The following is a 24,859-nucleotide window of genomic DNA, read 5'->3' as shown; positions in this document are numbered from 1 at the left end:
CAACTCCTCACCCAGGTTGCAGGGTTGACGTGGGTGTGGCCCTGTAGATCAGCGTGGCACCGGGAAGATCGAGGTCAATGCGGCGAACGCAGGCCTTCGAGGAGCCGACCGGCCCGCTACGGACGTAGGCTGGCGCGCATGCCGAGGGTGCTCGCCGTGGCCGACGAGGTCGTTGAGCAGCTGTGGAGCGACCAGGTCCGCCAACGCGAGGTGGACCTGGTGATCGCGGCCGGCGACCTGCCGTTCGACTACCTGGAGTTCCTGGCGGGCGCGCTGGACCGGCCGTGCGTGTTCGTGCCGGGCAACCACGACCCCGACCTCACCGGCTACACCAACGTCCGCGGCCTGTGGACCAAGGCGGGGCTGCCGGCCCGCTGGCCGGGACCGGCGGGCGGGGTCAACGCCGACGGGCGGGTGCTGGACGTCGCCGGGCTGCGGATCGCCGGCCTCGGCGGCTCGATCCGCTACAACCGGGGCCCCAACCAGTGGACGGAACGGCAGCAGGCCAGGCGGACGCGGCGGGTCGCCCGGCTCGCGCGCTGGCGGGCGCTGCGGGACGGCCGGGGCGTCGACGTGCTGCTGACCCACTCGCCGCCGAGGGACTGCGGGGACGAGCAGGACCCGCCGCACCGGGGGTTCGCCTGCCTGCACGACGCGGTGCGGCGGATGCGCCCGCCGCTGCTCTTGCACGGCCACATCCACCCGCACGGCCGGCCGACGCCGGACCGCGTCCTGGCCGGCACGCGCGTGGTGAACGTGGTGGGGTACCAGGTGTTGGACATCCCCGGCGGTGTGGAGGCCCGCAGTGCCACGTGACACCGGCTTCCCGCAGGCCGACGCGGAGAACGACTTCCTGCGGGCGCGCCGCGGCCAGGTGCTGTCCCGGCTGGCGGCGTGGCTGCGCCGCGAGCCGGACGACGTGAACATCATGCTGCCCTTCGACGAGGTCGTCGGGTCGCTCGGCATGGTGAGCGAGCGGCGACTCGGGCTCCAGGTGGTCCGCCTCGACTCGATCGTCGGCAGCGTCGACCGCACCAGGGACTTCGACCGCAGGTTCCGGCCGACCTCGGCGCGGGTGCGGGAACGCTGGCAGCGGCTCGCGCTGGCGCAGCGCAGGGGCGAGAGCGTGCCGCCCATCGACGTGTACCGGGTCGGCGACCTGCACTTCGTCAAGGACGGCCACCACAGGGTGTCCGTGGCGCACGCGCTCGGCCTTGAGACGATCGACGCGTACGTCACCGAGGTCGTCACCAGGCTCGACGCGCACGGCATCCGGTACCGGGGCGACCTGATCGTGAAGGACTACCGGCGGCTGTTCCTGGAGCGGGTGCCGCTGCCCGGCGAGGCGCGCGCCGCGGTGCTGCTCGGCGACGCGTGGGACTACGCCAAGCTCGGCGAGCACGTCGAGGCGTGGGGCTTCCGGCTGATGCAGGACGACGGCGCCTTCATCGACCGGGCCACGGTGGCAAGGCGTTGGTACACAGAGGAGTACGTGCCGGTGGTGCGGATGCTCCGGCAGGCCGACCTGCTCGGCAAGCGCACGGAGACCGAGGCGTACCTGTGGGTCGCCGGGGAGCGGTACCGGCTGATCCGCACGCATCGCTGGGACGACGACGTGCTCAACGCCCTGCGCGACCGGCGCTGACGGGCCGTTTTCCAGTCATAGCAACGAGAACGACCGCGACCAGCCCGACGGCGGAGAGCACCAGCCCGGCCGCCGACAGGGCGCCAAGCGTGCCGAGGACCGCGACGCCGAGCGCGGAACCCGCCTGCCGGATGCCGTTCAGCGCGCCCTGGCCGGTGGCGGCCAGCTCGGGCGGCGCGGACACCGCCATCTCGGCGGCGGCCCCCGGGATGGCGAGCGTGCCGGCGGCGGCGAGCGCCAACTCGGCCGCGACGATCAGGGCGAGCGGAGGGTGCTGGCCGGTGCAGCAGGCCAGGAGCGCGCCGCCGAGCACCGTCGCGGCCATGCCGGTCAGCAGCACCGGCCGCGCGCCGTGCCTGGCCACCAGGCGGCCGGTGAAGAACGGCATCACGCACACCGGGAACGTCATCGGCATCGAGGCGAGGCCGGCGGCGAGCGGGGACAGCGCGTAGGTGTGCTGCAACCAGAGGCCGAGCAGGTACAGGCCGCCGAAGAACGCGAAGCAGGACACCGAGGCGGCCACCAGCGCGGACCGCACGCGGGGCAGCGCAAGCAGCGCGGGCGGCAGCACGGGAGCGGCGGCCCTGCGTTCCAGCACGACCAACACGACGACGGCCGTCGCGGCGACGGCGATCGGGACCAGCGCGTACGGCGAGGTCCAGCCCCGGATGCCGGCCTCGACCAGGCCGAAGGTGAGCGCGCCGAGCGCGGCCGTGGACAGCAGCAGGCCGGGGCGGTCAAGGGCGCGGGTGGACCTCCCGGCCGAGGCCGGCAGGCGCCGGGACAGCAGCAGCGCGGCGAGCGCGATCGGCGGGTTGACCAGGAACACCAGCGGCCAGCCGCCGAGCTCGACAAGGCCACCGCCGAGCACCGGCCCGATCGCCGCGCCGAGGCCGCCGAACGCGGCCCACGCGCCGATCGCGCGGGTGCGCAGGACCGGGTCCGGATTGAGCGCGATGAGCAGGGCGAGCGAGGCGGGCACCAGCCCGGCGCCCGCGACGCCGAGCAGGGCGCGACCGGCGATGAGCGTGCCGGCGTCGGGCGCGGCGGCGCACAGCGCGGACAGCGCGGCGAAGGCGGCGAGCGCGACGCGGTAGACCCGGCGCGCGCCCAACCGGTCGGCGAACACGCCGCCGGCGAGCAGCAGCCCGGCGAAGACCACGGTGTAGGCGTCCACCACCCACGGCAGGGCCGCGGCGGCGGGCCGCAGGTCGCGCTGGAGGTCGGGCACGGCGACGTTGAGGATGGAGGTGTCGAGCAGGACCAGCAGGCTCCCGGTCGCGATCCCGGCGAAGGCGAGCCGGGACCCGGCCGGCGAGCGGGTCGCTGTGTTGGTGATCATGCGAGCAGCCTCGCCCCGCGACCGTTCGGTCGGCGACGACGCAAGCCCGATGCCCCCATCGGACAGTCCGATAATCCGTGGCAGTCTGCGGTGGTGGACACCCGGTACCTGCGCGCCTTCGTCGCCGTCGCCGACCACGGCGGGATCTCCGCCGCCGCCCAGCGGTTGGGCTATGCCCAGTCGAGCGTGAGCGCCCAGCTCAAGCGGCTGGAGGCGGACCTCGGCGTGACCGTGCTGGTGCGCGCAGGGACGGGCGCGAGGCTCACCGAGGCGGGGCAACGACTGTTGCCGCACGCTCGGGAGGCGCTGGAGTTGGTCGAGCGGATGCGGCGGGCCGCGCTCGGCGACCGGCCGAGGCTGCGCGTCGGCGCGCAAGAGTCGCTGGCGCACGTGTGGATGCCGGACGTGTTGGCCGCGCTGGAGTACGGCGCGGGCGGCCCGGGTTCGGCCGTCGAGGTCGAGCTCACGGTCGCCAACCGGGAGCGGCTGGACCTGCTGTTCGGGGCCGGCGAGCTGGACGCGGTCTTCCAGTACGACAACGGGATTCGCGCGCTCGGCCCGCACGCGGTCGTCGGGCACGACCGCACTGTCCTGGTGGCCGCGCCCAACCATCCGCTTGCTGGGCGGGAGTCCGTGACGCCGGACCAGGTCCTCGCGTGCGACTTCCTCGTTCCCGAGCCGGACTGCGCCGCGGCGATGCTGGTGGACCGGTTCGGCCGCGACCTGCTCGCGGGAGCGCAGGTCGCGACGGTCCGTGGCTCGCTGGCTGCGTTGCTGCGGCTGACCGGGCACGGGCACGGCGTCTCGCTGCTGCCAGCCCTGTCGGTCGCGCGCGAGCTGACGGAGGGCGAACTGGTCGAACTCCGGCTCACCGAGCCGTTGCGGCCGGTCAGCATCGTCGCCCAGTGGCACCCCCGCCTCGGCCTCGCCGAGCGCCCCCTGCACGCGCTGCTCGACTTGGCGCGGCGCGCGGACCCGCTGCCGGAGGTCGCGCAGGTTTCCTGAGGGTGAACACTTTCCGCTACGATTACTAACTTGTAGTGACCGTGCGCTTCAGGTGCGTCTCATGGGACACTGGCGGAAGGCTCGCCTGAACAGGCAGGAGGTGCGAATGACCGTCATGACATGGCCAGACCATCTGCTGTCTCTTGCAGACTGGGACACCCTTCCGGAAGACACGGCTCATCATTACGAGGTCGTGGAAGGGATTCTGCACGTGTCTCCTCGCCCGGTATCGGATCACCAGTGGGCGCTGCTGAGGCTCTGGTCCCAACTGGACTCGCAACTGCCGACCGAGCTTCGAGCCTTGTTGGAGGTCGACGTCACGTTGTTCGGGCCGTGGCCGGCCACAGTTCGCGCGCCGGATCTCGTGGTGGTGCCCACCATCGCAGCCAAGGCGAGCCCGGCTCGCTACGACGCCGAAGCTGTCTGTCTGGCTGTCGAGGTGATCTCACCAGGCTCGCGGAGCACTGATCGGATCCTGAAGTTCGCCGAGTACGCGGACGCCGGCATCGAGCACTATTGGATCGTCGATCTCCAGCACATCATCACCATCACGACGTACCGGCTCGTCAACGGGCGGTACGAACTCGACGCGGAAGCAACTGACACTCTCGTCGTCCAGGCGCCCGCCCCACTGACCGTCGACGTCACGGCTTTGGCTTCGTAAGATCCTCAGGCCAGCTGACCGGTGTCCCGCAGGTGGTCGAAGATGATCTGATCCACCGGCGACACCCGGTCGCGGTCCGCGTAGGACAGCCACGCCAGCTCGGCGATCTCATTGCTCGGCGCGAGCGAACCCCGGTATTCGGCCGTGTAGCAGGTCATCTGCACCAGCACGCCGGCCTCTCGCCCGTGCGCCTGCGCCGCGAAGACGCCGAACAGCGCCGAGCTGGCCGGGTCGATGTCCACCGTCAGCTCCTCGGACACCTCGCGCACCAGCGTCTCGACGTCGCTCTCGCCCGGCTCGCGCTTCCCGCCAGGCAGGTAGTAGGCGTCCTTGCCGTGCGAGCGGGTGCTGAGAATCCTGCCGTCCACCACGTGGATCCAGGCCACCTTGTCGATCACGCCCAGCACCCTAACGCGGCGCCTCGGTTTCCGGCATCGGGCGCGCCTGCTCCATCACGTGGTCCGCGTAGTTGTCCAGCAGCCGCGTGCCGATCTGCTGCGAGTAGCCGAGCAGCACGGCCCACAGTTGCAGCGCGGGCTGCGTGGAGATGCCGATCAGACCCTCGGTGACCCCGGCCGCCAACGCGAGCACACCGACCACCGAAAGCGCGGCCCCGAGCAGCGCCTTGATCAACGCCTGGTAGCCGATCAGCACGTACGGCGCGAGGCTGGGTCTCCTGCGCAGCAACGAGATGACGGTCGCGATGATCGCGCCGAACGCGCCGAGCAGCTGCACCAGCCAGACGTCCCCGGGCGACGGGCGAAGGCCGCCGGGGCAGGTGCTGAGCATGCTCGGCGGGTGCACGCACAGCGGCACGAGTCCGGCGCGCAGCGAGCCGACGACGCCGATCGCGACATTGAACAGCAGCAACACGATCGACGCGACGACCAGCTTGTTCCGCAGCGCGCGGGCCGCCGCGTGCGCGCCGTCGGAGTTGTCGAACGCGGCGCGCACCGCGTCCACCACCACGACCCGCACAGTGGCCAGCGGGAACTCCCCTGGGCTCAGCTCCTCGAGGGCCTGCCGCCGCAGGTCGTCCTCAGGGAGATAGGCGGCCACCCTGGCGCGCAGGCCGGGCAGCCGCCCGGACAGGTCGCCGCCCGCCGCGATGATGCTGATCTCCGCCTCGTGCAGGGCCCGCCACGCGCGTTCGATGTGCCAGCCCGACCACCAGGACGCGGCCGACCGCCACCACCGGTCGAACCGGTTCAGCACCGCGTCGACGATGTCGAGCGACTCGGCCGCGGCGCGCCGCCACTGCGCGCCCTCGGGGTCGCCGGGGTCGGCTGGCCCGAGCGCGCCGAGGTCGGTCCTCGCCCTGGCCGCCCTCGACTCCACGGTGAGCCGCCAGTCCGTCACCCTCGGCCTGATGGAGCCCTCGCGCGTGACCATCGGGATCACCCCTGGTCCGATGGTCGCACCGCGCACCGACAAAGATCTGCGGCCGATCAGGGGCGTTATGCCGTTCGGCCGTAACGAAACCCGTAACGAAACGTGCGCGGGAACCCTGCCGACCCCCCAGAGTCGCAGCAGGGTTCCCGCGCGCCGCCCGGCCGTCAGGGCCCCCAACACACAAGGCCGTCCAAGTGCGTGCCTTCGTGTTGGGAGCCCTCTCCCCCTCAGGCCGTCTGTGGTGGCTGTTCCATCAACTCGCGCAGCCTCGGCGGCATGCGCTTCTCCAGGCCGAACGGTTCCAGGTGCGCCTGGAGCACGCCGGTGAAGGCGCGCTCGACGCTGGCGGTGTCCCAGGTCTCCCGTTCCAGGATCGGCTGCTTGAAGTAGGGCTGGCCGACGAGGTGCAGCTGCGGGCCGTTGCAGCGGATCACCTGCCCGGTGATGCCGTGCGAGGCCTCACTGAGCAGGAACAGCACCAGCGGCGCGACCTTCGCGGGGGTGCGGTCGGCGGACACGGCCCGCAGGGCCCGCTCGGACCACCACACCATCCTGGTGTGCGCCACCGGGCACACCGCGTTCACCCTGATGCCCTCGGACTCCAGGTCCAGCGCCCAGGACGCGCTCAGCGAGGCGACGGCGCCCTTGGTCGCCGAGTACGCGCCGAGCTTGCGCTGGCCGAGGAACGCCCCCGAGGAGATGTTCACGATCGAGCCGCCCTCCCCCTGCGACCGCATCGCCCGCATGGCCGCCATGCCCGTGTAGATCACGCCGAGCACGTTGACCTCGACGGCCTCGCGCACCCGCTTGGGGTCGTCCTCCCACGGCAGCGCCTCGTAGTTCAGGCCCGCGTTGTTGACCAGGCCGTCGAGCCGACCGAACTCGCTAATTGCGAGGGCAATGATTTCCTCGGCTTGTTCCGGTTCCGCGACTGTGTGTCCGCTCGATGTCGCCCGTCCACCGAAATGACGGATGTGCTCAGCGACCCGGTCGGCGAGATCGGCGTCGATGTCGTTGACCACCACCGAGGCCCCAGCCTGCGCCGCATGCATGGCGTACGCCTCGCCGAGTCCCCTGCCCGCGCCGGTTATGACGACGACCTTGCCATCCAGAATGCCCATCTCGCGCCCTCCGTGTCATCCGCCGCAACTCTCGCCGCCGGCGTCCTCCCTGTGGTCTCCTCCTCATCGACCAGAGTGGGAGACAACCAGGCGAACCGTCTGCGGTGGAGCGACGAGACGTCGTCAGGGTGCGCCGAATGGATTCGACAGTTCACCCGAGGTGATGCACTACGCCTATCAGTCGCGCACCCTTAGTAGAGCGCGATAAACACACGAAAGTGGTGTCTCCCTGCCATTCGGCGACAAGGAGACACCACTCACGGAATGTACTGTTATTCTCCCGCGAACGTCAGGTTCCGCCCGCTACTCGGGTCGAACAGTTGGACTTTGTCCGCGTCGAACCAGATCTCCGCCGACTGGCCGAGCCTCGCCGGTGAGGCCGCCGAGATCCTGGTGACCAGCTGGATGCCGCTGGTCGGCACGTCCGCCGACCCGACGTCGGCGGCCAGCTCGGCCAGCTCGGCCGACGTCGCCTGCTCACCCGAGAGAGTGAAATAGGCGTACTTGTCCGATCCCATCGACTCCAGCACGTCGACCTGCCCGGTGAACGTCGCGCCGCGCGCGCGGCTCGCGTCGTCGAGCAGGGCGGCGTCCTCGAAGTGCTCCGGCCGCACGCCCATGATCACCTCGCGCGGGGCGTCCGCCGATTCGAGCAGCTTTCGGATCCGGTCGGTCAGCGGCAGCTCGGCGAGCGAGCTGCGCAGCGTCCCGTCCTCCAGCGTCGCCGGCAGGAAGTTCATCGACGGCGAGCCGATGAACCCGGCGACGAACAGGTTCGACGGGTGGTCGTAGAGGTACTGCGGCGCGCCGATCTGCTGGACGACGCCGCCGCGCATCACCACCACCCGGTCGCCGAGCGTCATCGCCTCGACCTGGTCGTGCGTCACGTAGACCATCGTGGTGCCCAGCTGCTTCTGGAGCCGCGACACCGACGTCCGCATCTGCACCCGCAGCTTGGCATCCAGGTTGGACAGTGGCTCGTCCATCAGGAACGCCTTGGGGCTGCGGACGATCGCGCGTCCCATCGCGACCCGCTGCCGCTGCCCACCCGAGAGGTTGGCCGGCCTGCGGTCCAGATGTTGGGTCAGGTCGAGGATCTCGGCGGCGTCGTTGACCTTGCGCTCCACCGTCGCGTTGTCCACCTTGGCCAGCCGCAACGGAAACGCCATGTTCTCCCGCACGGTCATGTGCGGGTACAGCGCGTAGGACTGGAACACCATCGCGATGTCCCGGTCCTTGGGCGCGCGCTCGTTCACACGGTTGCCGCCGATGCGCAGCTCGCCGGAGGTGATGTCCTCCAGCCCCGCGATCATGTTGAGCGTGGTGGACTTCCCACAGCCCGACGGGCCCACCAGGATGATGAACTCGCCGTCGGCGATCTCGATGTCCACATCCGACACGGCCAACGCGCCATCGGGGTACCGCTTGGTCACCTTGTCCAGAACGATCTCAGCCATAACTCACCTACCCCTTGACGGCACCGGAGGTCAGCCCCGCGACGATGCGGCGCTGGAAGAGCAACACGAACACGATGATCGGGACAGTGATCACCACGGCGGCCGCGGAGATCGACCCGGTCGGGTCCTCGAACTGCGAGGCCCCGGTGAAGAACGACAACGCGGCCGGCACCGTCCTCGACGCGGACGTCGAGGTCAGCGAGATCGCGAACAGGAAGTCGTTCCAGCACAGGATGAACACCAGGATCGCGGTGGTGAACACGCCAGGCGCGGCCAGCGGCGCGATCACCTTGCGGAACGCCTGGGCCGGCGTGGCCCCGTCCATCTTCGCCGCCTTCTCCAGCTCCCACGGGATCTCCCGGAAGAACGCGGACAGCGTGTAGATCGACAGCGGCAGCGCGAAGGTGATGTAGGGCAGGATCAGGCCGGGCCAGGTGTTGAACAGCCCAACCGACCGCTCGATCTCGAACAGCGGCGAGACCAGCGAAACCTGCGGGAACATCGCGACCAGCAGCGACACCCCGACCAGCGCCTTCTTACCTGGGAAGTCGAGCCTGGCCACGGCGTACGCGGCCATCGTGCCGAGCACCACCGCGATGACCGTCGAGATGATCGCGATGCCGATCGAGTTGCCAAGGGCCCGCACGAACTCGCTGGTCTGGAAGATCGCCTTGTAGTTGTCCAGGGTCCACTCGCGCGGGATGAAGTTCCCGTCCGTCAGGGTCTTGGTCGTCTTGAAGGACAACGACATGATCCACAGCACGGGGACGAGGGCGTAGACGACCACGACGAGGTCGAGGATCGCCCAGCGCGACTTGCGGCCCAGGGTTTCGGTGCCTCCGAGACCGGCCATCAGCGCCTCCCCTCCTGATCGCTGCCCGGTGCGGCCGTGCCGAACAGCTTGACGAAGACGAACGCGATGATCGCGACGGTGATGAAGATCAGCACCGCCATCGTCGCGCCGATGCCGAGGTTCAGCCCCTTGATGAGGTTGTTGTAGGTCTGCATGGACACCGACGACGTGTTCTGCGCGCCGCTGGTGAGGATGAAGATGTTGTCGAAGATCCGGAACGCGTCCAGCGTGCGGAACAGCAGCGCGACCAGGATCGCCGGCTTCATCACCGGGATCATCACCTTGGTGAAGCGCTGCCAGCCGTTCGCGCCGTCCATCGCGGCGGCCTTGAGCAGGTCCTCCGGCACCAGGGCGAGCCCGGCCATCAGCAGCAGTGCCATGAACGGCACGGTCTTCCAGACCTCGGCCAGGATGATGATCGCCAGCGCCGGCACCCGCTGGGTCAGCAGCGCCTGGTCCTGGCCGAACAGGCTGGCCAGGTAGCCGGTGCCGTCGGTCCACGCGTAGCGCCAACTGAACGCGGCGACGACCGTGACGATGCCGTACGGGATCAGCGCCACCGTGCGGACCAGGCCGCGGCCAACCAGCGTCCGGTGCATGATCAGCGCGAGGCCCATGCCGAGCACCAGTTCGAACACCACGGACACGACGGTGATCAACGAGGTCACGCCGAACGCAGTCCACCAGTAGCCGTTGCTCAGCACGGTGCCGTAGTTCTCCAGGCCGACGAACGCCTGCTTCTCCGGGAACCTCAGGTCGAACCGCTGGAGCGACAGCCAGACCGAGTAGATGATCGGCCAGCCGGTGACCGCGACCATCACGATCGCCGCCGGCGCGATCAGCATCAGCCCGAGCTTGCGCTCCGCCTTCTTTCCCTCGCTCAGCACGACCTTGCCTCGGCCGCCGCTGCGCTTGACCGCGTCGGCGCCGATCACCGACTGGGACATGTCGCTCTGCATGCTCACGGCAACACCCCCTTGGACTCGATGGCGTCCTGAAGCTCCTTGCGCAGCCGGTCCGCCGTCGCCTGCGGGTCGATCGACGCCGGCGGCGAGAGGATCGTCGCCATCACCGTCGACACGTTCTGGTACGCCGGGGTGATCGGCCGCACCGCCGCCGTCTTCAGCGCGTCCAGGATGGTGTCCTTCATCGGGTACGCGCCCGCCATGTTCGGCCGGTCCTGCGACTTCGCCGGGTCGCACGGCGCGATGTCGGTGGTGTCCTGGTAGATGCTGTCGATGGTGGGCGGAACGCCGTCGCACAGCGCGGAGTACTTCTGGCTTTCCTGGCTGCGCAGACACAGCGCGGCGTCGAACGCCTCTGGCTTGTGCGTCGAGTAGGAGCTGATCGCCAGGTCGTAGCCGCCGATGGTGGCCTTGCTCGGCTCACCGGGGTTCACCCCGGGGTACCTGGTCCACTTGAAGTGCTTGGCAATCTCCGGATTGCCCTTCTTGGGGTCGTTCATCGCCGCGTAGACGTACGGCCAGTTCAGCTCGAACGCGGCGTTGCCGGCCTGGAACCCGAGCTGCACCTGGCCCTCGAAGGAGTTGCTCAGCGAGGGACTGGCCAGGCCGGAGTTCGCGAAGTCGTGCAGGACCTGGAGTCCCTTGACCGCGCCAGCGTCCAGCACGGCCTTCGTGCCGTCCGGCGACAGGATGTTGCCGCCCGCCGAGGCCGTGATCGTGTTGTACTGCACCACAAGGCCCTCGTACTGGGCCCCGGTCATCAGGATCTGGTTCGGCTTGCCCTGGTCCTTGAGCTGCTTGGCCGCCGCCGTCATCTCGTCCCAGGTGGTCGGCGGCGTCGGCGTCAGATCGTCGCGGTACCACAGGAGTTGGACGTTGGTGTTCTTGGTGGCCGCGTAGAGCTTGTCCTTCCACTTGGCCGTCTGCAACGGACCCGCGATGGTGTCCCGCTCGGCCGCAGTCTTGTTGTCACCGGTCCACTCGGTGATCCAGCCCGCCTCGGCGAACTCGGCCACCCAGGTCACGTCGAGCCCCAGGATGTCGATGTCGGTGTCGCCAGCGGCCATCCGGCGGACCATCTGCTCGCGCTGCCCGTCCGCGTCGCGCGGCAGCGTGTTGAGCACGATGTTGTAGCGGCCGCCCGCCTTGGCGTTGCACTGGTCGACGACCTGCTGGAAGTGTTCCTCGGGCGCGTAGTACACGTTGACCGTCGTCGCGCCGTTGCCGCTGGACCCGCACGCCGCCACCGCGGGTGTGAACGCCAGTGCCACTGCGAGCGCGGCGACGGACCGGTAGCGAGAGGTACGACTGCGCCGCGCTTGGTTGGCGCCCCTCATCGGCCTGCCTCCTTCCGTCGAACCTCACGGAGGAGCCGGGCCCGGCCCGTGCCTGCACTCGACCGACCACAGCGCCCAGCACCTCGTCGTGCGTGCCGACTGGTGTGCGCCTGCACACACCGGCCGGTCAGGTTCGTCGAACCTAGGCCCGGTGATCAGCAGCCGCAACCAGGGGGGCCGGTAATCGGTGAAAGTGTCACCAGAAACCGCGCGAGACGGGACGATTACTCCTCGCGTTCACTCCTTGCGCTCGCCGGGCCGCATCGCGAGCTTCGCGAGCAGGTCGCGCCCCTTCTCCGCGGACCGGGGCTGGCAGAGGATGTCGTAGCGGCCAGCGACGAGTTGGCTGGCCGACTGGAAGTCGCGCTTGCCCCGCGTCGAGCCGTAGCCGACGGCCGCGAAGACGACGCCGAACACGACACCGGTGATCAGCCCGACCAGGATGGGGCCGTAGCCGGAGCTCTGCGAGTTGAACAGGCTCAGCAGGACGCCGACGAACAGGCCGAACCAGGCGCCGGAGGCCGCGCCGGTGCCGACGACCCTGCCCCAGGACAGCCGGCCGGTCACCCGCTCCACCAGCATCAGGTCGACCCCGACGATCGTCACCTCCTCGACCGGGAAGTCCCCGTCCGCGAGGTAGTCGACGGCGCGCTGGGCCTCCTCGTAGGTGCCGTAGGAGCTGATCGGCCACCCGGTGGGAGGCGTCGGAAGGCGGGGCGGCATCCCTGGCCTGCCGGCACCGGAGAAGGAACTCGTCACGGCTATCACCTCTTCGCGGGCTGGGGCCCCCATCCTGCCAACACCTGGGGAACCGTGCGAAACCGGACGCTCACGGATCGGCCACGGTTCGCCCGTTCGGCACGCCACAAAGCCCCCAACGGCGGCCAGGCCACCCGAAAACGAACCCGCCGGCGCAACCCGATCGGGTCCGCCGGCGGTCGTCCCACGGGTGGGGTGTGCGCCCTCACCCCGTCAGCCCCGCGACTTGTACTCCTTGAGCAGCCCCCGGCTGATGATCGTCTTCTGGATCTCGCTGGTGCCCTCGCCGATCAGCAGGAACGGCGCCTCGCGCATCAGGCGCTCGATCTCGTACTCCTTCGAGTAGCCGTAGCCGCCGTGGATCCGGAAGGCCTCCTGGGTGACCTCGGCGCAGTACTCGGACGCGATCAGCTTGGCCATGCCGGCCTCGACGTCGTTGCGGGCGCCGGAATCCTTGAGCCTGGCGGCGTTGACCATCATCAGGTGCGCGGCCTCGACCTTGGTGGCCATCTCGGCGAGCTTGAAGGCGATGGCCTGGTGCTCGGCGATGGGCTTGCCGAAGGCGCGGCGCTGCTGGGCGTACTCGATGGCCAGCTCGAACGAGCGGATCGCGATGCCGCAGGCGCGCGCGGCGACGTTGACCCTGCCGACCTCGACGCCGTCCATCATGTGCCGGAAGCCCTTGCCGGTCTCGCCGCCGAGGACCTGGCCTGCGGCGATCCGGTAGCCGTCGAACACCATTTCGGTGGTGTCGACGCCCTTGTAGCCCATCTTGTCGATCTTGCCGGGGATGGTGAGGCCGGGGGCGACCTCACCGAAGCCCTCGGGCTTGTCGACCAGGAACGTGGTCAGGTTCTGGTGCGGCTTCTCCGCGCCCTCGTCGGTGCGGACGAGCACGGCGGTGAGGTTGGAGCTGCCGCCGTTGGTCAGCCACATCTTCTGGCCGTCGATGACGAACTCGTCGCCGTCGGTCGAACGCCGTGCCCTGGTGCGGATCGCGGCGACGTCCGAGCCGAGTTCCGGTTCGGACATGGAGAAGGAGCCGCGCACCTCGCCGGTGGCCATGCGCGGCAGGTAGTGCTGCTTCTGCTCGGCGGTGCCGTGCTGCTTGAGCATGTGCGCCACGATGAAGTGCGTGTTGATCACGCCGGACACGCTCATCCAGCCGCGCGCGATCTGCTCGACCACGAGCGCGTAGGTCAGCAGCGATTCGCCGAGACCGCCGAACTCCTCGGGGATGGTGAGGCCGAACAGCCCCATCTCCTTCATGCCGTCGACGATGTCGGCCGGGTAGGTGTCGCCGTGCTCGAGCGCCTGGGCGTGCGGGATGATCTCCTTGTCGACGAAGTCCCGTACCGTCGCGAGGATCTCCTGCTGAATGTCGGTGAGACCGGCGGTCTGGGCCAGGCGCGCCATCGCACTTCCCTTTCGTCGCGTCATACCGGGCAGGACACTGCCGGCACGTGGGTTACCGGCGAGTATCCACCGGTTAACGGCCGTTCGCGGTGTGAAGGTGCACACGTTCACGCGGTCGGACGCAGGCCCGACACGAGATCACTTTTCGGACATCGGACTGACGCGCGGGGGTCGCGCGGTCATGCTTGCGCCATGACGCAGGACCACACCCCGGAACCGTCCCCGGGAACGCCGCACGAACCAGCCGCAGCGTACGAACCGGCAGCCTACGAGCCCCCGACCTATGAGCCGGCGGCCTACGAACCCGCGCCGGCCTACGAACCGGCCGCGCCGCCACAGCAGCCGGCGTACGCCGCGCCCCCGCCGCCGCAGATCCCGCCCTCGGGTGGCTACTACCAGCAGCCGCAGGCCGGCTACTACGCGCCGCCGCCCGGGTACGGGTATCCGCAGGCGCCGAGGGCCACGAACACCATGGCGATCCTCGCGCTGGTGTTCGCGTTCCTGGCCGCGCCGCTCGGTCTCGTGTTCGGGTTCATCGCCAAGAGTCAGATCAAGCGGACCGGCGAGGACGGCGACGGGCTGGCGACCGCCGGGATCATCGTCGGCGCGGTGTTCACGGCGCTGTGGGTGCTGTTCATGATCATCGGGCTGGTCTTCTTCGCCACCGCGGTGAACGTCATCCACGACGTCGGCACGCACGTCCCGACGTCGCCAACGATGACCAGCTAGTCAGCCGCTGACGTCGACCGACGTGCCGCAGTGGCGGCACGTGTCGGCGAAGACATGCACCTGCTCAGGGCACCGCGGACAGTCCCGGAAGCTGCGCTCCAACAGGTCGTCCTGGCGGCGGCGAAAGAGCCGGGTCCCCCGACGTCCGGCGCGGTGGTTGCGAATGGGCATGACGAGCAGAGCACCTCGCGGAGTGCCCGCAATGCAACTTTGAACCACATGATGTGCCCGACCTCACCCAAATCGGACACTATATGTAGTGGATCAGTGCTGACGAGTAGTTCGATCAGCAAAGCTGGGCATTTACCCCGAACGGCGATAAAGCTACCTTTCTAGTCGTGTCCCCGCCCAACACCTACGTCACGATGACGCTCGTCGGCCTCCTGCTGCTCCTGATGTGCGCGGCCGTGACGCTGCTGTTCGCGCTCGTCGGTTGACCGAGCACACCGGTAGGTCGGCGCGGAGGCGCGTGGCAGGCTGGACCGGTGGAGATCCTGCGGGCGATGGACACCGCGTTGCGCAAGGCGGCGGCCGTGTGGGTGGCGGTGCCTGGGCAGCGGGCGAGACTCGCGTGGACCGCGTGGCGCGGTGGCGTGCTGTGGCTGGCCGCCGGATCCGACCAGGACGTGCCGGGCCTGACCGACGGCGTGTCCTGCACGGTGACCCTGCGCTCGCCGACGACCCACTCGCACCTGTTGGACGTTGCCGTCACGGCACGACTCACGGAGCCGGACGAGGAGACCGCGACGGCGCTGCGCGGCGCGCGCCTCAACGGTGTCGCGGTGCTGGATGCGGTGTACCGCCTGGAGTTCGCGTAGTCACCGCGAAAGCCTGAGACAGCGGCCTCAGTTCACATTTCCACGAGGCACCCGAATGCGCCCCTCGGCCACCGGAACAACCTGCCCACCCACCGAAACACGCACGGCCCGGCCATCCTCGGCCAACACCACACAGTCCAATGTGGATGGTCGACCCATCTCAACTCCTTGCCGCACCTGGCAACGAGACTCGCCGTCGCCCGGCAACAGCCCCTGATCGACCAGCCACACGCCGAGCCCCAACACGGCCGCGCCGGTCGCCGGGTCCTCGCCGCCCGCCGCGCGGAACATCCGCATGCGCGCCTCGCCCGTGGCTCGGTCGAAGGCAACCGGGGCCAACCCTCGCCCCACCGGGTGGCGGCGAATCTCGGACGCCTCCGGCACGGCCCGGGTCAGCGCCTCGGCTTGGACCGCGAGGAAGCCGAAGTCGATGCCGCAGCCGGCAACCCTCGGCTGCACCGAGCGATCGACGTCCGACTCCGTCAAACCGATCGCCTCCGCCAGGCCACCGGCATCGAGCACCTCGCCAAGCGCAGGCTCGCCGCCGGTCAGCTCGGCGCTCCGCTCGTCCACCCGCAGCGAGTGCAGACCTCCCGCGCTCTGCTGCACGACCGCGCCGAACGGCACCACGCCGTCCCTGGCCAGCAGCCATGCCGTGCCGATGCTGGGCAGGCCGGCGAACGGCAGCTCGGCGATCGGCGTGAAGATCCGCAGCCGATAGTCCGCCGCGCCCTCCGCCCCGCCTGTCGGGGACATCGGAAAGGCCGTCTCCGAGAGGTTGAACTCGCTGGCTATCGCTTGCAGCTCGGCTGTCGCCAGGTCCTCGGCTCCGTGCACCACGGCGAGCGGATTTCCCTCGAACGCTCGGTCCGTGAACACGTCGAGCACGTCGTACCGGAGGGTCCTGTCAGCGAGTCGCACCGCCGAACCCTAACCCGCCCCACCTGCCCGCTACGGGCGAAATTGACCTTATGTCCGGAGGGTCGCATTCGGTGGTATGGCCGTCCGCCGACTAGCCTTTGCCGCGTGGCCGCCGTGAACCGGGTTTTCGCAGCTCAACTCGCCGGCCTTCCGGTATTCGGGCCGGACGGCGAGTCTATCGGCAAACTTCGAGACGTGGTCGCGGGCCTCCGCGCCGACCACCAAGCTCCCAGAGTCCTCGGCGTGGTCATCGAGCTGGCCACCCGCCGACGCATCTTCGTCCCCATGCTGCGGGTCACCTCCATCGAACCCAACGCCGTCACGCTGGCCACCGGGTCGGTCAACCTTCGGCACTTCCATCAGCGGCCCAACGAGGTCCTGGTCGTCGGGCAGGTACTGGACGCCCGCGTCCGGCTCGCCTCCGGCGCCAACGCCGTCGTGGTCGACGCGGCGATGGAACCGACCAGGACCCGCGACTGGCGCCTGTACCGCGTCGCCGTGCGGGAGCGGACCGGCCGGCTCGGGCGCCGGGGGCCCGTCCAGGTCCTGCCATGGGAGGAGATCGACGGCCTCGGCCTGATCCAGCTCTCCGACGAACCCCAGGGCGCCCAACAACTCCTCGCGGTCTTCGAGTCGATGCGCGCGGTCGACGTCGCCACCGCCCTGCGCGACCTGCCCAACAAGCGCCGCTACGAGGTCGCCGACGCCCTGGACGACGAGCGTCTCGCCGACGTCATCGAGGAACTCCCCGAGGACGACCAGAAGGACCTGATCTCCCACCTCGACGAGGAACGCGCCGCGGACATCCTCGAGGCGATGGACCCGGACGACGCGGCCGACCTGCTCGCCGAGCTCCCCGAGATCGACAAGGACCGGCTGCTCGAACTGATGGAGCCCGAGGAGTCCGCGCCGGTCCGCCGGCTGCTGGAGTACTCCTTCGACACCGCAGGCGGTCTGATGACCCCGGAGCCCGTGGTCCTCACCCCGGACGCCACCATCGCCGAGGCGCTGGCCCGCGTGCGCAACGGCGACCTCACCCCCGCCCTGGCGAGCATGGTGTTCGTCTGCCGCTCCCCGTCCGCCACCCCGACCGGCCGCTACCTGGGCTGCGTGCACATCCAGCGCCTGCTCCGCGAGCCCCCGTCCGACCTGGTCGCCGGCGCGCTCGACATCGACCTGGCGAAGCTGTCGCCGGACGCGACGCTCAGCGAGGTCACCCGGTATTTCGCCGCCTACAACCTGGTCTGCGCGCCGGTCGTCGACGACCAGGACCACCTGCTCGGCGCGGTCACCGTCGACGACGTGCTCGACCACCTGCTGCCGGACAACTGGCGGGAAAGCGGCCTTCATCCCGACGAAGCTGCCATGGGAAGGACCCCAGCAGATGCCTGAACTGCTGCCGCGTCGACGGTTGGACCAGCCGCGCGCACCACGCCGGCTGACCTTCGACGTCGACCCCGAGGCGTTCGGCCGCTTCTCCGAACGGCTGGCCAGGTTCCTCGGCACCGGCAAGTTCCTGTTCTGGCAGACGCTCCTGGTCGTCGTGTGGATCGTGCTGAACCTGTTCGCCGTCTCGCTCCAGTGGGATCCCTACCCGTTCATCCTGCTCAACCTGGCGTTCTCCACGCAGGCCGCCTACGCGGCTCCGCTGATCCTGTTGGCGCAGAACCGTCAGGACGACCGGGACCGCGTCTCGCTCGAAGAGGACCGGACGCGCGCCGCGCAGACCAAGGCGGACACCGAGTTCCTGGCCCGCGAGCTGGCTTCGCTCCGGCTGGCCGTCGGCGAGGTCGCCACAAGGGACTTCCTGCGCAGCGAGCTCGACAGGCTGCGCGCGGACCAGAACATCAAGCGCCGCAAGGGATCCGCACCCTCGCCCTCGGCCGACAACATCCGCGAGGACCGTCGTTGGGACGACGTGACCTCGCGCCCAGCGGAACCACGCTGAGCACCCCGCAGAACCACGCTGAGCGCGCAGCAGAACCACGCTGACGGAAACCCCGTTGTCCAGGCCCGACAGGCAGCAGGCTCGGGCGGCACGCGGCACCACGCGGCCCGCAAGCTCGGGCGGCATGGACAGGCACAGCCCTTGGCCGACGAGTCAGGCGTGGACCGTGCCGGCCTCGGCCAGGTCGCGCAGCAGCAGGCGGATGGCCGGGGCGGTCTCGGGGTGCGCCGCGTACTCGCCCTCGGTGACCATGGTCAGCTCGGCGATCTCGGCGGCGGGCTCCGGCGAACCGTCCAACACCCCGAAGTAGCACGCCATGTCGACCACGGTGTCCGGGCCCTCGCCGTATGCGGGCGCGCGGTAGCGACCGAGCTGCCGCACCGAACCGTCGACGATCCCGACCAGCAGCTCCTCGCGCACCTCCCGGTGCAGCGCCTCCTGCTCGGTCTCCCCCGGCTCCAACTTGCCGCCCGGCAGGTAGAACGCGCCCTGATGACGCGCCCGCACCACCAGGAGGCGACCGTCCTCGACATGCACGAGGCCGACCACCCGGATGACCGGGCTCACCTGTCCGCGCTGCTCTGTTCCGGCACCTGTGCATCATGCATCAACCGCTCGCAGGCCCGGCCGAACAGGTCCAGTTCGTCCGAGTCGAAGGTCGAGGCGAAGTGCTTGGCCACCCCGCTGAGGTGGGTGCCCGCTGCGGCTCGCAGCCGGTCCATCCCCTGCTGGGTCAACACCGCGACGACTCCCCGTCCGTCGCGATCGGCCCGTTCCCTGCCGACCAGCCCCGCCCGTTCCAGGCGGTCGACCAGCCTGGTCACCCCCGATCTGGACAACAGGACGGCATCCGCCAGTTCCGTCATCCGCATCCGACGCTCCTCGGTCTCGGCGAGCTGGACCAGCACGTCGTAGGCCGCGAGCGACAAGCGTTGTTCCGCAATCAGCTCAGTTTCCAGACTCCGAGTGATCCGAGCATGCGCGCGGAGAAAAGATCGCCACACTTCCAGCTCGGTTCGGGTGGGCAACCGAGCTCTACCCGTTTCCGGCACGAGGGACAATGTTACGGACTGCGTTTGGCCGACTGCGCAGTGCCCCCATCGATTTTTGAACCGGCCAGTAGCAAAGCGCCCCGAGCACCGGCCGTAGCATGGGTCTCGAGACGTTCCGCCACAGCGATCGCGCCGGGAGCACCAGGCCGTGCCGGTCGCTCCATGTCCACGAAGGTCGGTGCTCGATCCCGTGACCGCAACAGGCACACAGCCCACCACCGAGGCGATCCGCGAGGCGCTGTCGCGCGTCCAGGACCCGGAGATCCGCAAGCCCATCACCGAGCTGAACATGGTGAAGGACATCGCGATCGCCGAGGACGGCACGGTGGACGTCGCGATCTACCTGACTGTGGCGGGCTGTCCGATGCGCGACCGGATCACCAAGGACGTCACCGAGGCCGTCGCGGCCGTGTCCGGCGTGCGCGGGGTGCGCGTCGAGCTGGACGTGATGAGCGACGAGCAGCGGACCGAGCTGCGCAAGTCGCTGCGCGGCGGCGTCGAGGAACCACGCATTCCCTTTGCCGAGCCGGGTTCGCTGACCAGGGTGTACTGCGTCGCGTCCGGCAAGGGCGGGGTCGGCAAGTCCAGCGTGACGGTGAACCTCGCCGTCGCGATGGCCGAGCGCGGCCTGTCGGTCGGCGTCGTCGACGCCGACATCTACGGCCACTCGATCCCCCGCATGCTCGGCACGGACGCCCGACCGACCCAGGTCGAGAAGATGATGATGCCGCCGCAGGCGCACGGCGTGAAGCTGATCTCGATCGGCATGTTCACCCCTGGCAACACCCCGGTGGTGTGGCGCGGGCCGATGCTGCACCGCGCGTTGCAGCAGTTCCTCGCCGACACGTTCTGGGGCGACCTCGACGTGCTGCTGCTCGACCTGCCGCCGGGCACCGGCGACGTGGCGATCTCCGTCGCCCAGCTCGTGCCCAACGCCGAGATCCTGGTGGTCACCACGCCGCAGCAGGCCGCGGCCGAGGTCGCCGAGCGCGCCGGCTCGATCGCGCTGCAAACCAGGCAGCGGATCGTCGGCGTGGTGGAGAACATGTCCTGGATGGAGCTGCCGGACGGCTCGCGGATGGAGGTCTTCGGCTCCGGTGGCGGCCAGGCCGTCGCCGACTCGCTGACCCGCGCGATCGGCTCGGACGTGCCGCTGCTCGGCCAGGTGCCGCTCGACCAGCGGCTGCGCGAGGCAGGCGACGCCGGCACCCCGCTGGTGCTCGCCGAGCCGGAGGCCCCCGCGTCGAAGGTGCTCAACCAGGTCGCGGCCAAGCTGACCACGCGCTCCCGCGGCCTGGCCGGCCGCCTGCTGTCGGTGAGCCCCGCGGGCCGCTGACCTTCCCCCGGCACAACGCACACCGGCCCGGCGCAGGACGCGCCGGGCCGGTGTCGTCTTCTGGAGACTCGGCCGAGCGGGAGGTTCGGACCCGAGCGCTCGGAGCGCTCAGTCGGACTTGAGGGTCACCTGGAGGGTCAGCTGGCGGCCGTCGCGGGCCAGCTGCACCGGCACGGTGTCGCCGATGTTGTGCTGCCGCTGGGCCACGGTCAGCTCGGGGGCCTTGCGGATCTGCCGGTCGCCGACCTTGGTGATGATGTCGCCTTCCTTGATCCCCGCCAGCGCCGCGGCGCCGCCCTCGGTCACGTTGACGACCTGCGCGCCCTCGGCCGTGTTCGCCGACGCCGACTTCGCGTTCACGCCCATGTCCGGGTGCTTGACCTGGCCGCTGTGGATCAGCACCTCGGCGATGCGCTTGGCGTCGTTCACCGGGATGGCGAAGCCGAGGCCGATGCTGCCGCCGTCCGCCGAGCTGGACATGATCGACGAGTTGATCCCCACCAACGCCCCGGTCGAGTCGACCAGCGCGCCGCCGGAGTTGCCGTGGTTGATGGCCGCGTCGGTCTGGATGGCGTCGTAGGTGACCGCTGGCGAGCCGCCGTCGCCGCCCGCCGTGACCGGGCGGTGCAGCGCGCTGACGATGCCCGAGGTCACCGAGTTCTCGTAGCCGAGCGGGGAACCGATCGCGATCACCGTGTCGCCGGCCTGGAGGTTGTCGGAGTTGCCGAACTGGATCACGGTGAGGTTGTTCGCCTCGACCTTGACCACGGCCAGGTCCGTCTTGGGGTCGCGCCCGACGGTCTTCGCCTCGGCGCGGGTGCCGTCGGTGAACTGCACCGTCATCTTGACGCTGGTGTCCTTCGCGGCCACGTCGACCACGTGGTCGTTGGTGAGGATGTAGCCCTTGCCGTCGATCACGATGCCCGAGCCGACGCCGCTGAGCTGGCTGCCCTTCAGCTCGATGGACACCACGCTCGGCGTGACCTTCTTCGCGATCTCGGCGACCGAGCCGGCCGGACGCTCCTTGCCGGGGTTGACCTGCGCCAGCGTCACGCCGGAGTCGGTCAGCGGGTTGCCGCCCCGCGCGATGCCCCAGCCGACCAGGCCGCCTGCCGCGCCGATCACCAGCGCGGCCACGAACAGCGTGACCAGCGCCCTTGGCCGCACCCGGCGGCCGAACAGCAGCTCGGGGACGCTCAGCAGCTTCCCGGACGGCCGGGCGGCCGCGTCCTCGCCCTGTTCGGTGTCCCCGGCGTGCTCGCCGACGGCGGGCGGGCCGATGACGGTCCCGGCTCCCGGGTTGCGCCACGGGTCGCCAGCGGCCTCGCTCGACCAGAACACCGGCTCGATGTCGGGTTCTATGGTCGGGTCCTGCTCGCCCGGCGGGCGCTGGAGCCGCAGGTCGTCGCCGCCGTAGGGGCGGCCGAAGGCGGTGGCCAGGGCCTCGGGCGGGGGCGGGGCCAACCGCACGGACCCGTTGGAGCCGTTGAGACCGTTGGGGCCGGACTGCGGCGGCTGCCTCGGCACGAACGCGTCGGGGACGCCAGGCGGACGGGCGAAGGCCGCCGCCAGCGTCGGGTCGACGGCCGGCCTGGCCAGGGGGCGCGGCTGCAACCGTCGGCCCGCTCCGTCATCCACCCCGGACACCGGCGTGCCGACGGGCACCTGGCCGTTGCCCTGCTGGCTCCTGACGGGCTGGCCGGGCACGGGCTCCCCCGGCTCGCCCTGGATCGGGTTCGGCTGCTGGCTCATCGGTCCCCGTCGCTGAAGATGGCTACTCCCTGGAGAAGCCTAAGCCTGCCTGCCACACGGTGAAGTCCCCGTACGTGCTGGCGTGGCGCTCAGCGCGCGGCGACGGCGAAGGCGCGACCGCCGGCGGCCGGGCTCGACACGAGGTCGACCGGGGTGGCCACCGGTACCGAGGATGTTGGCCGGGCGACCTGCTGGTCCTGCCGGCGGTTGGCCCTGCCAAGGTCGTCGGAGTCCGCGCCGCGCACGGCGGCCGAACGATCCGGGGTCGGCGCCTGGTCGGCGGTCAGCGACCCGCCGCTGTGCGGGGCGACCAGCGCGAGCGCGCCCAGCATCAGCCCGGACACGACGACGCCGGCGCCGTGCCTGGTTCGGCGGCTGCCGAACCGGCGCTGGCCGCCAAGCACCGCGGGACCGTCGCCAAGCGGCGCGGTGTCACCGAGCGGTGTCGTGTCGCCGAGCACGCGGCCGGAGCCGAACCTGCCCCGACGCTCGCCGCCCTCCTGCCGCAGCACCGTGACGAGCTGGCCGTCCTCGGTGACCGCGAGGCCGTCCGGCATGCCGGGCAGCTCGGCCTCCTGCGGGATGGCCCGCAGATTGTCCAACAGGTTGGCCGGCGCGCAAGGCATCTCCGCCGTGCGCACGGCGGCCCGCGCCTGCTGCTGGTACTGGGCCTCAGCAGCGCAGAACGGGCACCGTTCGAGATGCGCGGACGCCCGGCCGTGGGCCACCCGCGACAGCTCTCCGTCGACGAAGGCGACCACCACGTCCGGAAGGAGGTGCTGCTCCGGAAGGCTCCACCCACGCGGATCGGTCATGCAGAGTCCTCCCGAGCAAGCTCTCGACGGCGTTCCAAGGCTGCCCTCAGGGCCTGGCGACCCCGATGGATCCTGCTTCTCACGGTACCCAGTTTTACGTCGAGAGTGGCACCGATCTCCTCGTAGGAGAGACCTTCCACGTCACACAGGACAACTGCGGCGCGGAACTCCGGCGGAAGCTCGTCCAGCGCGGCCTGGAGGTCGGGGTCGAGGTGGGTGTCCGAGTAGACCTGCTCCGGGCTCGGGTCGTCGCCGACCAGCCGGTCGGTGTCCTCGGGCAGCCCCTCCATGCGCAGCCGGGTGCGTCGGCGCGCCATGTCGAGGAAGAGGTTGGTGGTGATCCGGTGCAGCCAGCCCTCGAAGGTGCCCGGCTTGTAGGAGGCAAGCGAGCGGAAGACCCTGATGAAGGTCTCCTGGGTGAGGTCCTCGGCGTCGTGCTGGTTACCGGTGAGGCGGTAGGCCAGCCGGTACACCCGGTCGGCGTGTTCGCGTACGACCTCGTCCCAGGACGGCGGCGTCCAGTCGGCCGTCTCGATGGGAGCGACGGTCGGCATGGTGGGCTCGGCGGTCGACGCCGGCGAAGTCGGCTGCGTGCGCATCGGGCGGTAAGGCACCTCCAACGGGCGGGAACGCCCTGTCTACGGCTTCAACGCGGGCCCGGTCTCCGGTGTTCCCCCTCCTGAGACTGTCGACACCGCGAATCGTGACGTTGGGGCAACTGTGTCCTGCTCCCATATGGCGACCCTCAGAGTGGGCTGAGAGCAACCTGAGAAATTGGGCCGGGTGCTGAGGCGCGCGCCACACCGTTTCCCGCTTGCCTGCCCTTCAGGGCGGGTTCACCCGGAATCACCCGCTGCGGCGCTAATCTCCACAGCTGTGACACCCGAACCGTCCAGCACCGGAGCCCACGTGGTCCGGGACTACGTCGAGCACTACCTCCCCGAGGACGAGGTGCTCACGGGGGCGAGGCGGCGGAGCGCCGACCTCGGCTGCACGGCGATCGGGTCCGGCGGCGGTGCCGCGCTGCGGTTCCTGGCCGCGTCGTTGCAGGCCAGGGCCGTCGTCGAGGTCGGGACGGGGGCCGGGGTCAGCGGCCTGTGCCTGCTCGGCGGGATGGCCCAGGATGGCGTGCTCACCTCGATCGACGTCGAGCCCGCGAACCAGCGGGCCGCCCGGCAGGCGTTCACCGAGGCCGGCGTCGCGGTCGGCCGCACCAGGCTGATCATGGGCCAGGCGCTGGACGTGCTGCCCAGGCTCACCGACGCGGGCTACGACCTGGTGTTCGTCGATGCGATCAAGACCGAGTACCCGAGGTACCTCGAACACGGCATCCGGCTGCTGCGGCCGGGCGGCGTGCTCGCGTTCGACAACATGCTGTGGGGCGGCCGGGTGGCCGAGCCCGGCATCCGGGACCCCGAGACGATGGCGCTGCGCGAGGTCGCCCGCAGCGTCCGGGACGACGACCGGCTGGTGCCGGTGCTGCTGCCGCTCGGGGACGGGCTGCTGGTCGCGGCCAAGCTGTCCTGAGGTCG

The 24,859-nt window shown here is 70.2% G+C and carries 26 protein-coding genes; 10 read left to right on the top strand and 16 right to left on the bottom strand.

What is annotated here, in order from left to right; translation table 11 throughout:
- Positions 1-138: 138 nt before the first annotated feature.
- The gene (locus tag F0L68_RS08790; RefSeq protein ID WP_149848977.1) at positions 139-816 is read left to right on the top strand and encodes a metallophosphoesterase family protein; all 678 of its coding nucleotides are present in this window, start codon (positions 139-141) and stop codon (positions 814-816) included.
- Complete coding sequence (locus F0L68_RS08785; protein ID WP_149848976.1) at positions 806-1,645, top strand: ParB N-terminal domain-containing protein; 840 nt, start codon at positions 806-808, stop codon at positions 1,643-1,645. Before F0L68_RS08790 ends, F0L68_RS08785 begins: the two co-directional genes overlap by 11 nt.
- Here F0L68_RS08785 and F0L68_RS08780 read toward each other — a convergent pair.
- Positions 1,620-2,987: an MFS transporter gene (locus tag F0L68_RS08780; RefSeq protein WP_149848975.1), complete on the bottom strand. Its 1,368-nt coding sequence runs from the start codon at positions 2,985-2,987 to the stop codon at positions 1,620-1,622. The genes F0L68_RS08785 and F0L68_RS08780 overlap by 26 nt on opposite strands.
- 93 nt (positions 2,988-3,080) lie before the next feature.
- Between F0L68_RS08780 and F0L68_RS08775 the strand changes: the two genes are divergently transcribed.
- A complete protein-coding gene (locus tag F0L68_RS08775; protein WP_149848974.1) occupies positions 3,081-3,992 on the top strand; it encodes a LysR family transcriptional regulator in 912 nt (303 codons plus the stop codon).
- Positions 3,993-4,098: 106 nt separating this feature from the next.
- A complete protein-coding gene (locus tag F0L68_RS08770; RefSeq protein ID WP_223198612.1) occupies positions 4,099-4,656 on the top strand; it encodes a Uma2 family endonuclease in 558 nt (185 codons plus the stop codon).
- 5 nt (positions 4,657-4,661) lie between these two features.
- Here F0L68_RS08770 and F0L68_RS08765 read toward each other — a convergent pair whose 3' ends face one another.
- From F0L68_RS08765 to F0L68_RS08725, 9 genes are all read right to left on the bottom strand, one after another.
- The gene (locus F0L68_RS08765; RefSeq protein ID WP_149848973.1) at positions 4,662-5,054 is read right to left on the bottom strand and encodes an NUDIX hydrolase; all 393 of its coding nucleotides are present in this window, start codon (positions 5,052-5,054) and stop codon (positions 4,662-4,664) included.
- Between the two features lie 10 nt (positions 5,055-5,064).
- Positions 5,065-6,048, bottom strand: coding sequence for a hypothetical protein (locus tag F0L68_RS08760; protein ID WP_149848972.1), 984 nt, complete (start codon positions 6,046-6,048; stop codon positions 5,065-5,067).
- Positions 6,049-6,275: 227 nt separating this feature from the next.
- The gene (locus tag F0L68_RS08755; RefSeq protein WP_149848971.1) at positions 6,276-7,169 is read right to left on the bottom strand and encodes an SDR family NAD(P)-dependent oxidoreductase; all 894 of its coding nucleotides are present in this window, start codon (positions 7,167-7,169) and stop codon (positions 6,276-6,278) included.
- Between the two features lie 272 nt (positions 7,170-7,441).
- Positions 7,442-8,626, bottom strand: coding sequence for an ABC transporter ATP-binding protein (locus F0L68_RS08750; RefSeq protein ID WP_149848970.1), 1,185 nt, complete (start codon positions 8,624-8,626; stop codon positions 7,442-7,444).
- Between the two features lie 7 nt (positions 8,627-8,633).
- Positions 8,634-9,479 (bottom strand): carbohydrate ABC transporter permease, encoded by an 846-nt coding sequence (locus F0L68_RS08745; protein WP_149848969.1) that lies wholly within the window; start codon positions 9,477-9,479, stop codon positions 8,634-8,636.
- Entirely contained in the window at positions 9,479-10,426 is a 948-nt protein-coding gene (locus tag F0L68_RS08740) for a carbohydrate ABC transporter permease (protein ID WP_149849018.1), read from the bottom strand. Before F0L68_RS08740 ends, F0L68_RS08745 begins: the two co-directional genes overlap by 1 nt.
- Before the next feature lie 14 nt (positions 10,427-10,440).
- Positions 10,441-11,781: an ABC transporter substrate-binding protein gene (locus F0L68_RS08735; protein WP_149848968.1), complete on the bottom strand. Its 1,341-nt coding sequence runs from the start codon at positions 11,779-11,781 to the stop codon at positions 10,441-10,443.
- A 237-nt stretch (positions 11,782-12,018) separates the two neighbouring features.
- A complete protein-coding gene (locus F0L68_RS08730; protein ID WP_438672259.1) occupies positions 12,019-12,546 on the bottom strand; it encodes a YflT domain-containing protein in 528 nt (175 codons plus the stop codon).
- A gap of 207 nt (positions 12,547-12,753) precedes the next feature.
- A complete protein-coding gene (locus tag F0L68_RS08725; protein WP_149848967.1) occupies positions 12,754-13,956 on the bottom strand; it encodes an acyl-CoA dehydrogenase family protein in 1,203 nt (400 codons plus the stop codon).
- Positions 13,957-14,148: 192 nt separating this feature from the next.
- Here F0L68_RS08725 and F0L68_RS43420 point away from each other — a divergent pair, with 192 nt between their 5' ends.
- Both F0L68_RS43420 and F0L68_RS08715 read left to right on the top strand, forming a co-directional pair.
- The gene (locus F0L68_RS43420) at positions 14,149-14,685 is read left to right on the top strand and encodes a DUF4190 domain-containing protein (protein WP_223198611.1); all 537 of its coding nucleotides are present in this window, start codon (positions 14,149-14,151) and stop codon (positions 14,683-14,685) included.
- Positions 14,686-15,170: 485 nt separating this feature from the next.
- Positions 15,171-15,503: a hypothetical protein gene (locus F0L68_RS08715; RefSeq protein ID WP_223198610.1), complete on the top strand. Its 333-nt coding sequence runs from the start codon at positions 15,171-15,173 to the stop codon at positions 15,501-15,503.
- A 27-nt stretch (positions 15,504-15,530) separates the two neighbouring features.
- Here F0L68_RS08715 and F0L68_RS08710 read toward each other — a convergent pair whose 3' ends face one another.
- Positions 15,531-16,424: a PhzF family phenazine biosynthesis protein gene (locus F0L68_RS08710; protein ID WP_149848966.1), complete on the bottom strand. Its 894-nt coding sequence runs from the start codon at positions 16,422-16,424 to the stop codon at positions 15,531-15,533.
- Positions 16,425-16,529: 105 nt separating this feature from the next.
- Between F0L68_RS08710 and F0L68_RS08705 the strand changes: the two genes are divergently transcribed.
- Complete coding sequence (locus F0L68_RS08705; protein WP_149848965.1) at positions 16,530-17,816, top strand: magnesium transporter MgtE N-terminal domain-containing protein; 1,287 nt, start codon at positions 16,530-16,532, stop codon at positions 17,814-17,816.
- Positions 17,809-18,372, top strand: coding sequence for a DUF1003 domain-containing protein (locus tag F0L68_RS08700; RefSeq protein ID WP_149848964.1), 564 nt, complete (start codon positions 17,809-17,811; stop codon positions 18,370-18,372). The genes F0L68_RS08705 and F0L68_RS08700 overlap by 8 nt, the downstream gene beginning before the upstream one ends.
- A gap of 153 nt (positions 18,373-18,525) precedes the next feature.
- Here F0L68_RS08700 and F0L68_RS08695 read toward each other — a convergent pair whose 3' ends face one another.
- On the bottom strand, positions 18,526-18,939 hold the full coding sequence (locus F0L68_RS08695; RefSeq protein ID WP_149848963.1) for an NUDIX hydrolase: 414 nt from the start codon (positions 18,937-18,939) through the stop codon (positions 18,526-18,528).
- Complete coding sequence (locus tag F0L68_RS08690; protein ID WP_149848962.1) at positions 18,936-19,424, bottom strand: MarR family winged helix-turn-helix transcriptional regulator; 489 nt, start codon at positions 19,422-19,424, stop codon at positions 18,936-18,938. The genes F0L68_RS08695 and F0L68_RS08690 overlap by 4 nt, the downstream gene beginning before the upstream one ends.
- A 190-nt stretch (positions 19,425-19,614) precedes the next feature.
- Here F0L68_RS08690 and F0L68_RS08685 point away from each other — a divergent pair, with 190 nt between their 5' ends.
- Positions 19,615-20,760, top strand: a complete 1,146-nt coding sequence (locus tag F0L68_RS08685; RefSeq protein ID WP_149848961.1) for an Mrp/NBP35 family ATP-binding protein — start codon at positions 19,615-19,617, stop codon at positions 20,758-20,760.
- 108 nt (positions 20,761-20,868) lie between these two features.
- Here the strand turns inward: F0L68_RS08685 and F0L68_RS08680 are convergent, their stop codons facing one another.
- From F0L68_RS08680 to sigE, 3 genes are all read right to left on the bottom strand, one after another.
- Positions 20,869-22,512 (bottom strand): S1C family serine protease, encoded by a 1,644-nt coding sequence (locus tag F0L68_RS08680; RefSeq protein WP_149848960.1) that lies wholly within the window; start codon positions 22,510-22,512, stop codon positions 20,869-20,871.
- Between the two features lie 89 nt (positions 22,513-22,601).
- A complete protein-coding gene (locus tag F0L68_RS08675; protein WP_149848959.1) occupies positions 22,602-23,327 on the bottom strand; it encodes a zf-HC2 domain-containing protein in 726 nt (241 codons plus the stop codon).
- Complete coding sequence (sigE, locus tag F0L68_RS08670) at positions 23,324-23,947, bottom strand: RNA polymerase sigma factor SigE (RefSeq protein WP_438672257.1); 624 nt, start codon at positions 23,945-23,947, stop codon at positions 23,324-23,326. Before sigE ends, F0L68_RS08675 begins: the two co-directional genes overlap by 4 nt.
- Positions 23,948-24,203: 256 nt before the next feature.
- Here sigE and F0L68_RS08665 point away from each other — a divergent pair, with 256 nt between their 5' ends.
- Positions 24,204-24,854, top strand: a complete 651-nt coding sequence (locus tag F0L68_RS08665; protein ID WP_149848957.1) for an O-methyltransferase — start codon at positions 24,204-24,206, stop codon at positions 24,852-24,854.
- Positions 24,855-24,859: the final 5 nt, after the last annotated feature.

This window comes from Solihabitans fulvus, from assembly GCF_008386585.1.
Classification (GTDB): Bacteria; Actinomycetota; Actinomycetes; order Mycobacteriales; family Pseudonocardiaceae; genus Solihabitans; species Solihabitans fulvus.
The sequence above is the reverse complement of the archived record's forward strand: the minus strand, read 5'-3'. Positions and strand labels throughout refer to the sequence as shown.

What these genes read in the sequence shown, in the direction of transcription:
- F0L68_RS08790 (WP_149848977.1), top strand. Translation starts at nt 139, where the DNA reads ATGCCGAGGGTGCTCGCCGTGGCCGACGAGGTCGTTGAGCAGCTGTGG.
- F0L68_RS08780 (WP_149848975.1), bottom strand. Translation starts at nt 2,987, where the DNA reads ATGATCACCAACACAGCGACCCGCTCGCCGGCCGGGTCCCGGCTCGCC.
- F0L68_RS08770 (WP_223198612.1), top strand. Translation starts at nt 4,099, where the DNA reads ATGACCGTCATGACATGGCCAGACCATCTGCTGTCTCTTGCAGACTGG.
- F0L68_RS08760 (WP_149848972.1), bottom strand. Translation starts at nt 6,048, where the DNA reads ATGGTCACGCGCGAGGGCTCCATCAGGCCGAGGGTGACGGACTGGCGG.
- F0L68_RS08755 (WP_149848971.1), bottom strand. Translation starts at nt 7,169, where the DNA reads ATGGGCATTCTGGATGGCAAGGTCGTCGTCATAACCGGCGCGGGCAGG.
- F0L68_RS08750 (WP_149848970.1), bottom strand. Translation starts at nt 8,626, where the DNA reads ATGGCTGAGATCGTTCTGGACAAGGTGACCAAGCGGTACCCCGATGGC.
- F0L68_RS08745 (WP_149848969.1), bottom strand. Translation starts at nt 9,479, where the DNA reads ATGGCCGGTCTCGGAGGCACCGAAACCCTGGGCCGCAAGTCGCGCTGG.
- F0L68_RS08740 (WP_149849018.1), bottom strand. Translation starts at nt 10,426, where the DNA reads ATGTCCCAGTCGGTGATCGGCGCCGACGCGGTCAAGCGCAGCGGCGGC.
- F0L68_RS08735 (WP_149848968.1), bottom strand. Translation starts at nt 11,781, where the DNA reads ATGAGGGGCGCCAACCAAGCGCGGCGCAGTCGTACCTCTCGCTACCGG.
- F0L68_RS08725 (WP_149848967.1), bottom strand. Translation starts at nt 13,956, where the DNA reads ATGGCGCGCCTGGCCCAGACCGCCGGTCTCACCGACATTCAGCAGGAG.
- F0L68_RS43420 (WP_223198611.1), top strand. Translation starts at nt 14,149, where the DNA reads ATGACGCAGGACCACACCCCGGAACCGTCCCCGGGAACGCCGCACGAA.
- F0L68_RS08700 (WP_149848964.1), top strand. Translation starts at nt 17,809, where the DNA reads ATGCCTGAACTGCTGCCGCGTCGACGGTTGGACCAGCCGCGCGCACCA.
- F0L68_RS08680 (WP_149848960.1), bottom strand. Translation starts at nt 22,512, where the DNA reads ATGAGCCAGCAGCCGAACCCGATCCAGGGCGAGCCGGGGGAGCCCGTG.
- F0L68_RS08675 (WP_149848959.1), bottom strand. Translation starts at nt 23,327, where the DNA reads ATGACCGATCCGCGTGGGTGGAGCCTTCCGGAGCAGCACCTCCTTCCG.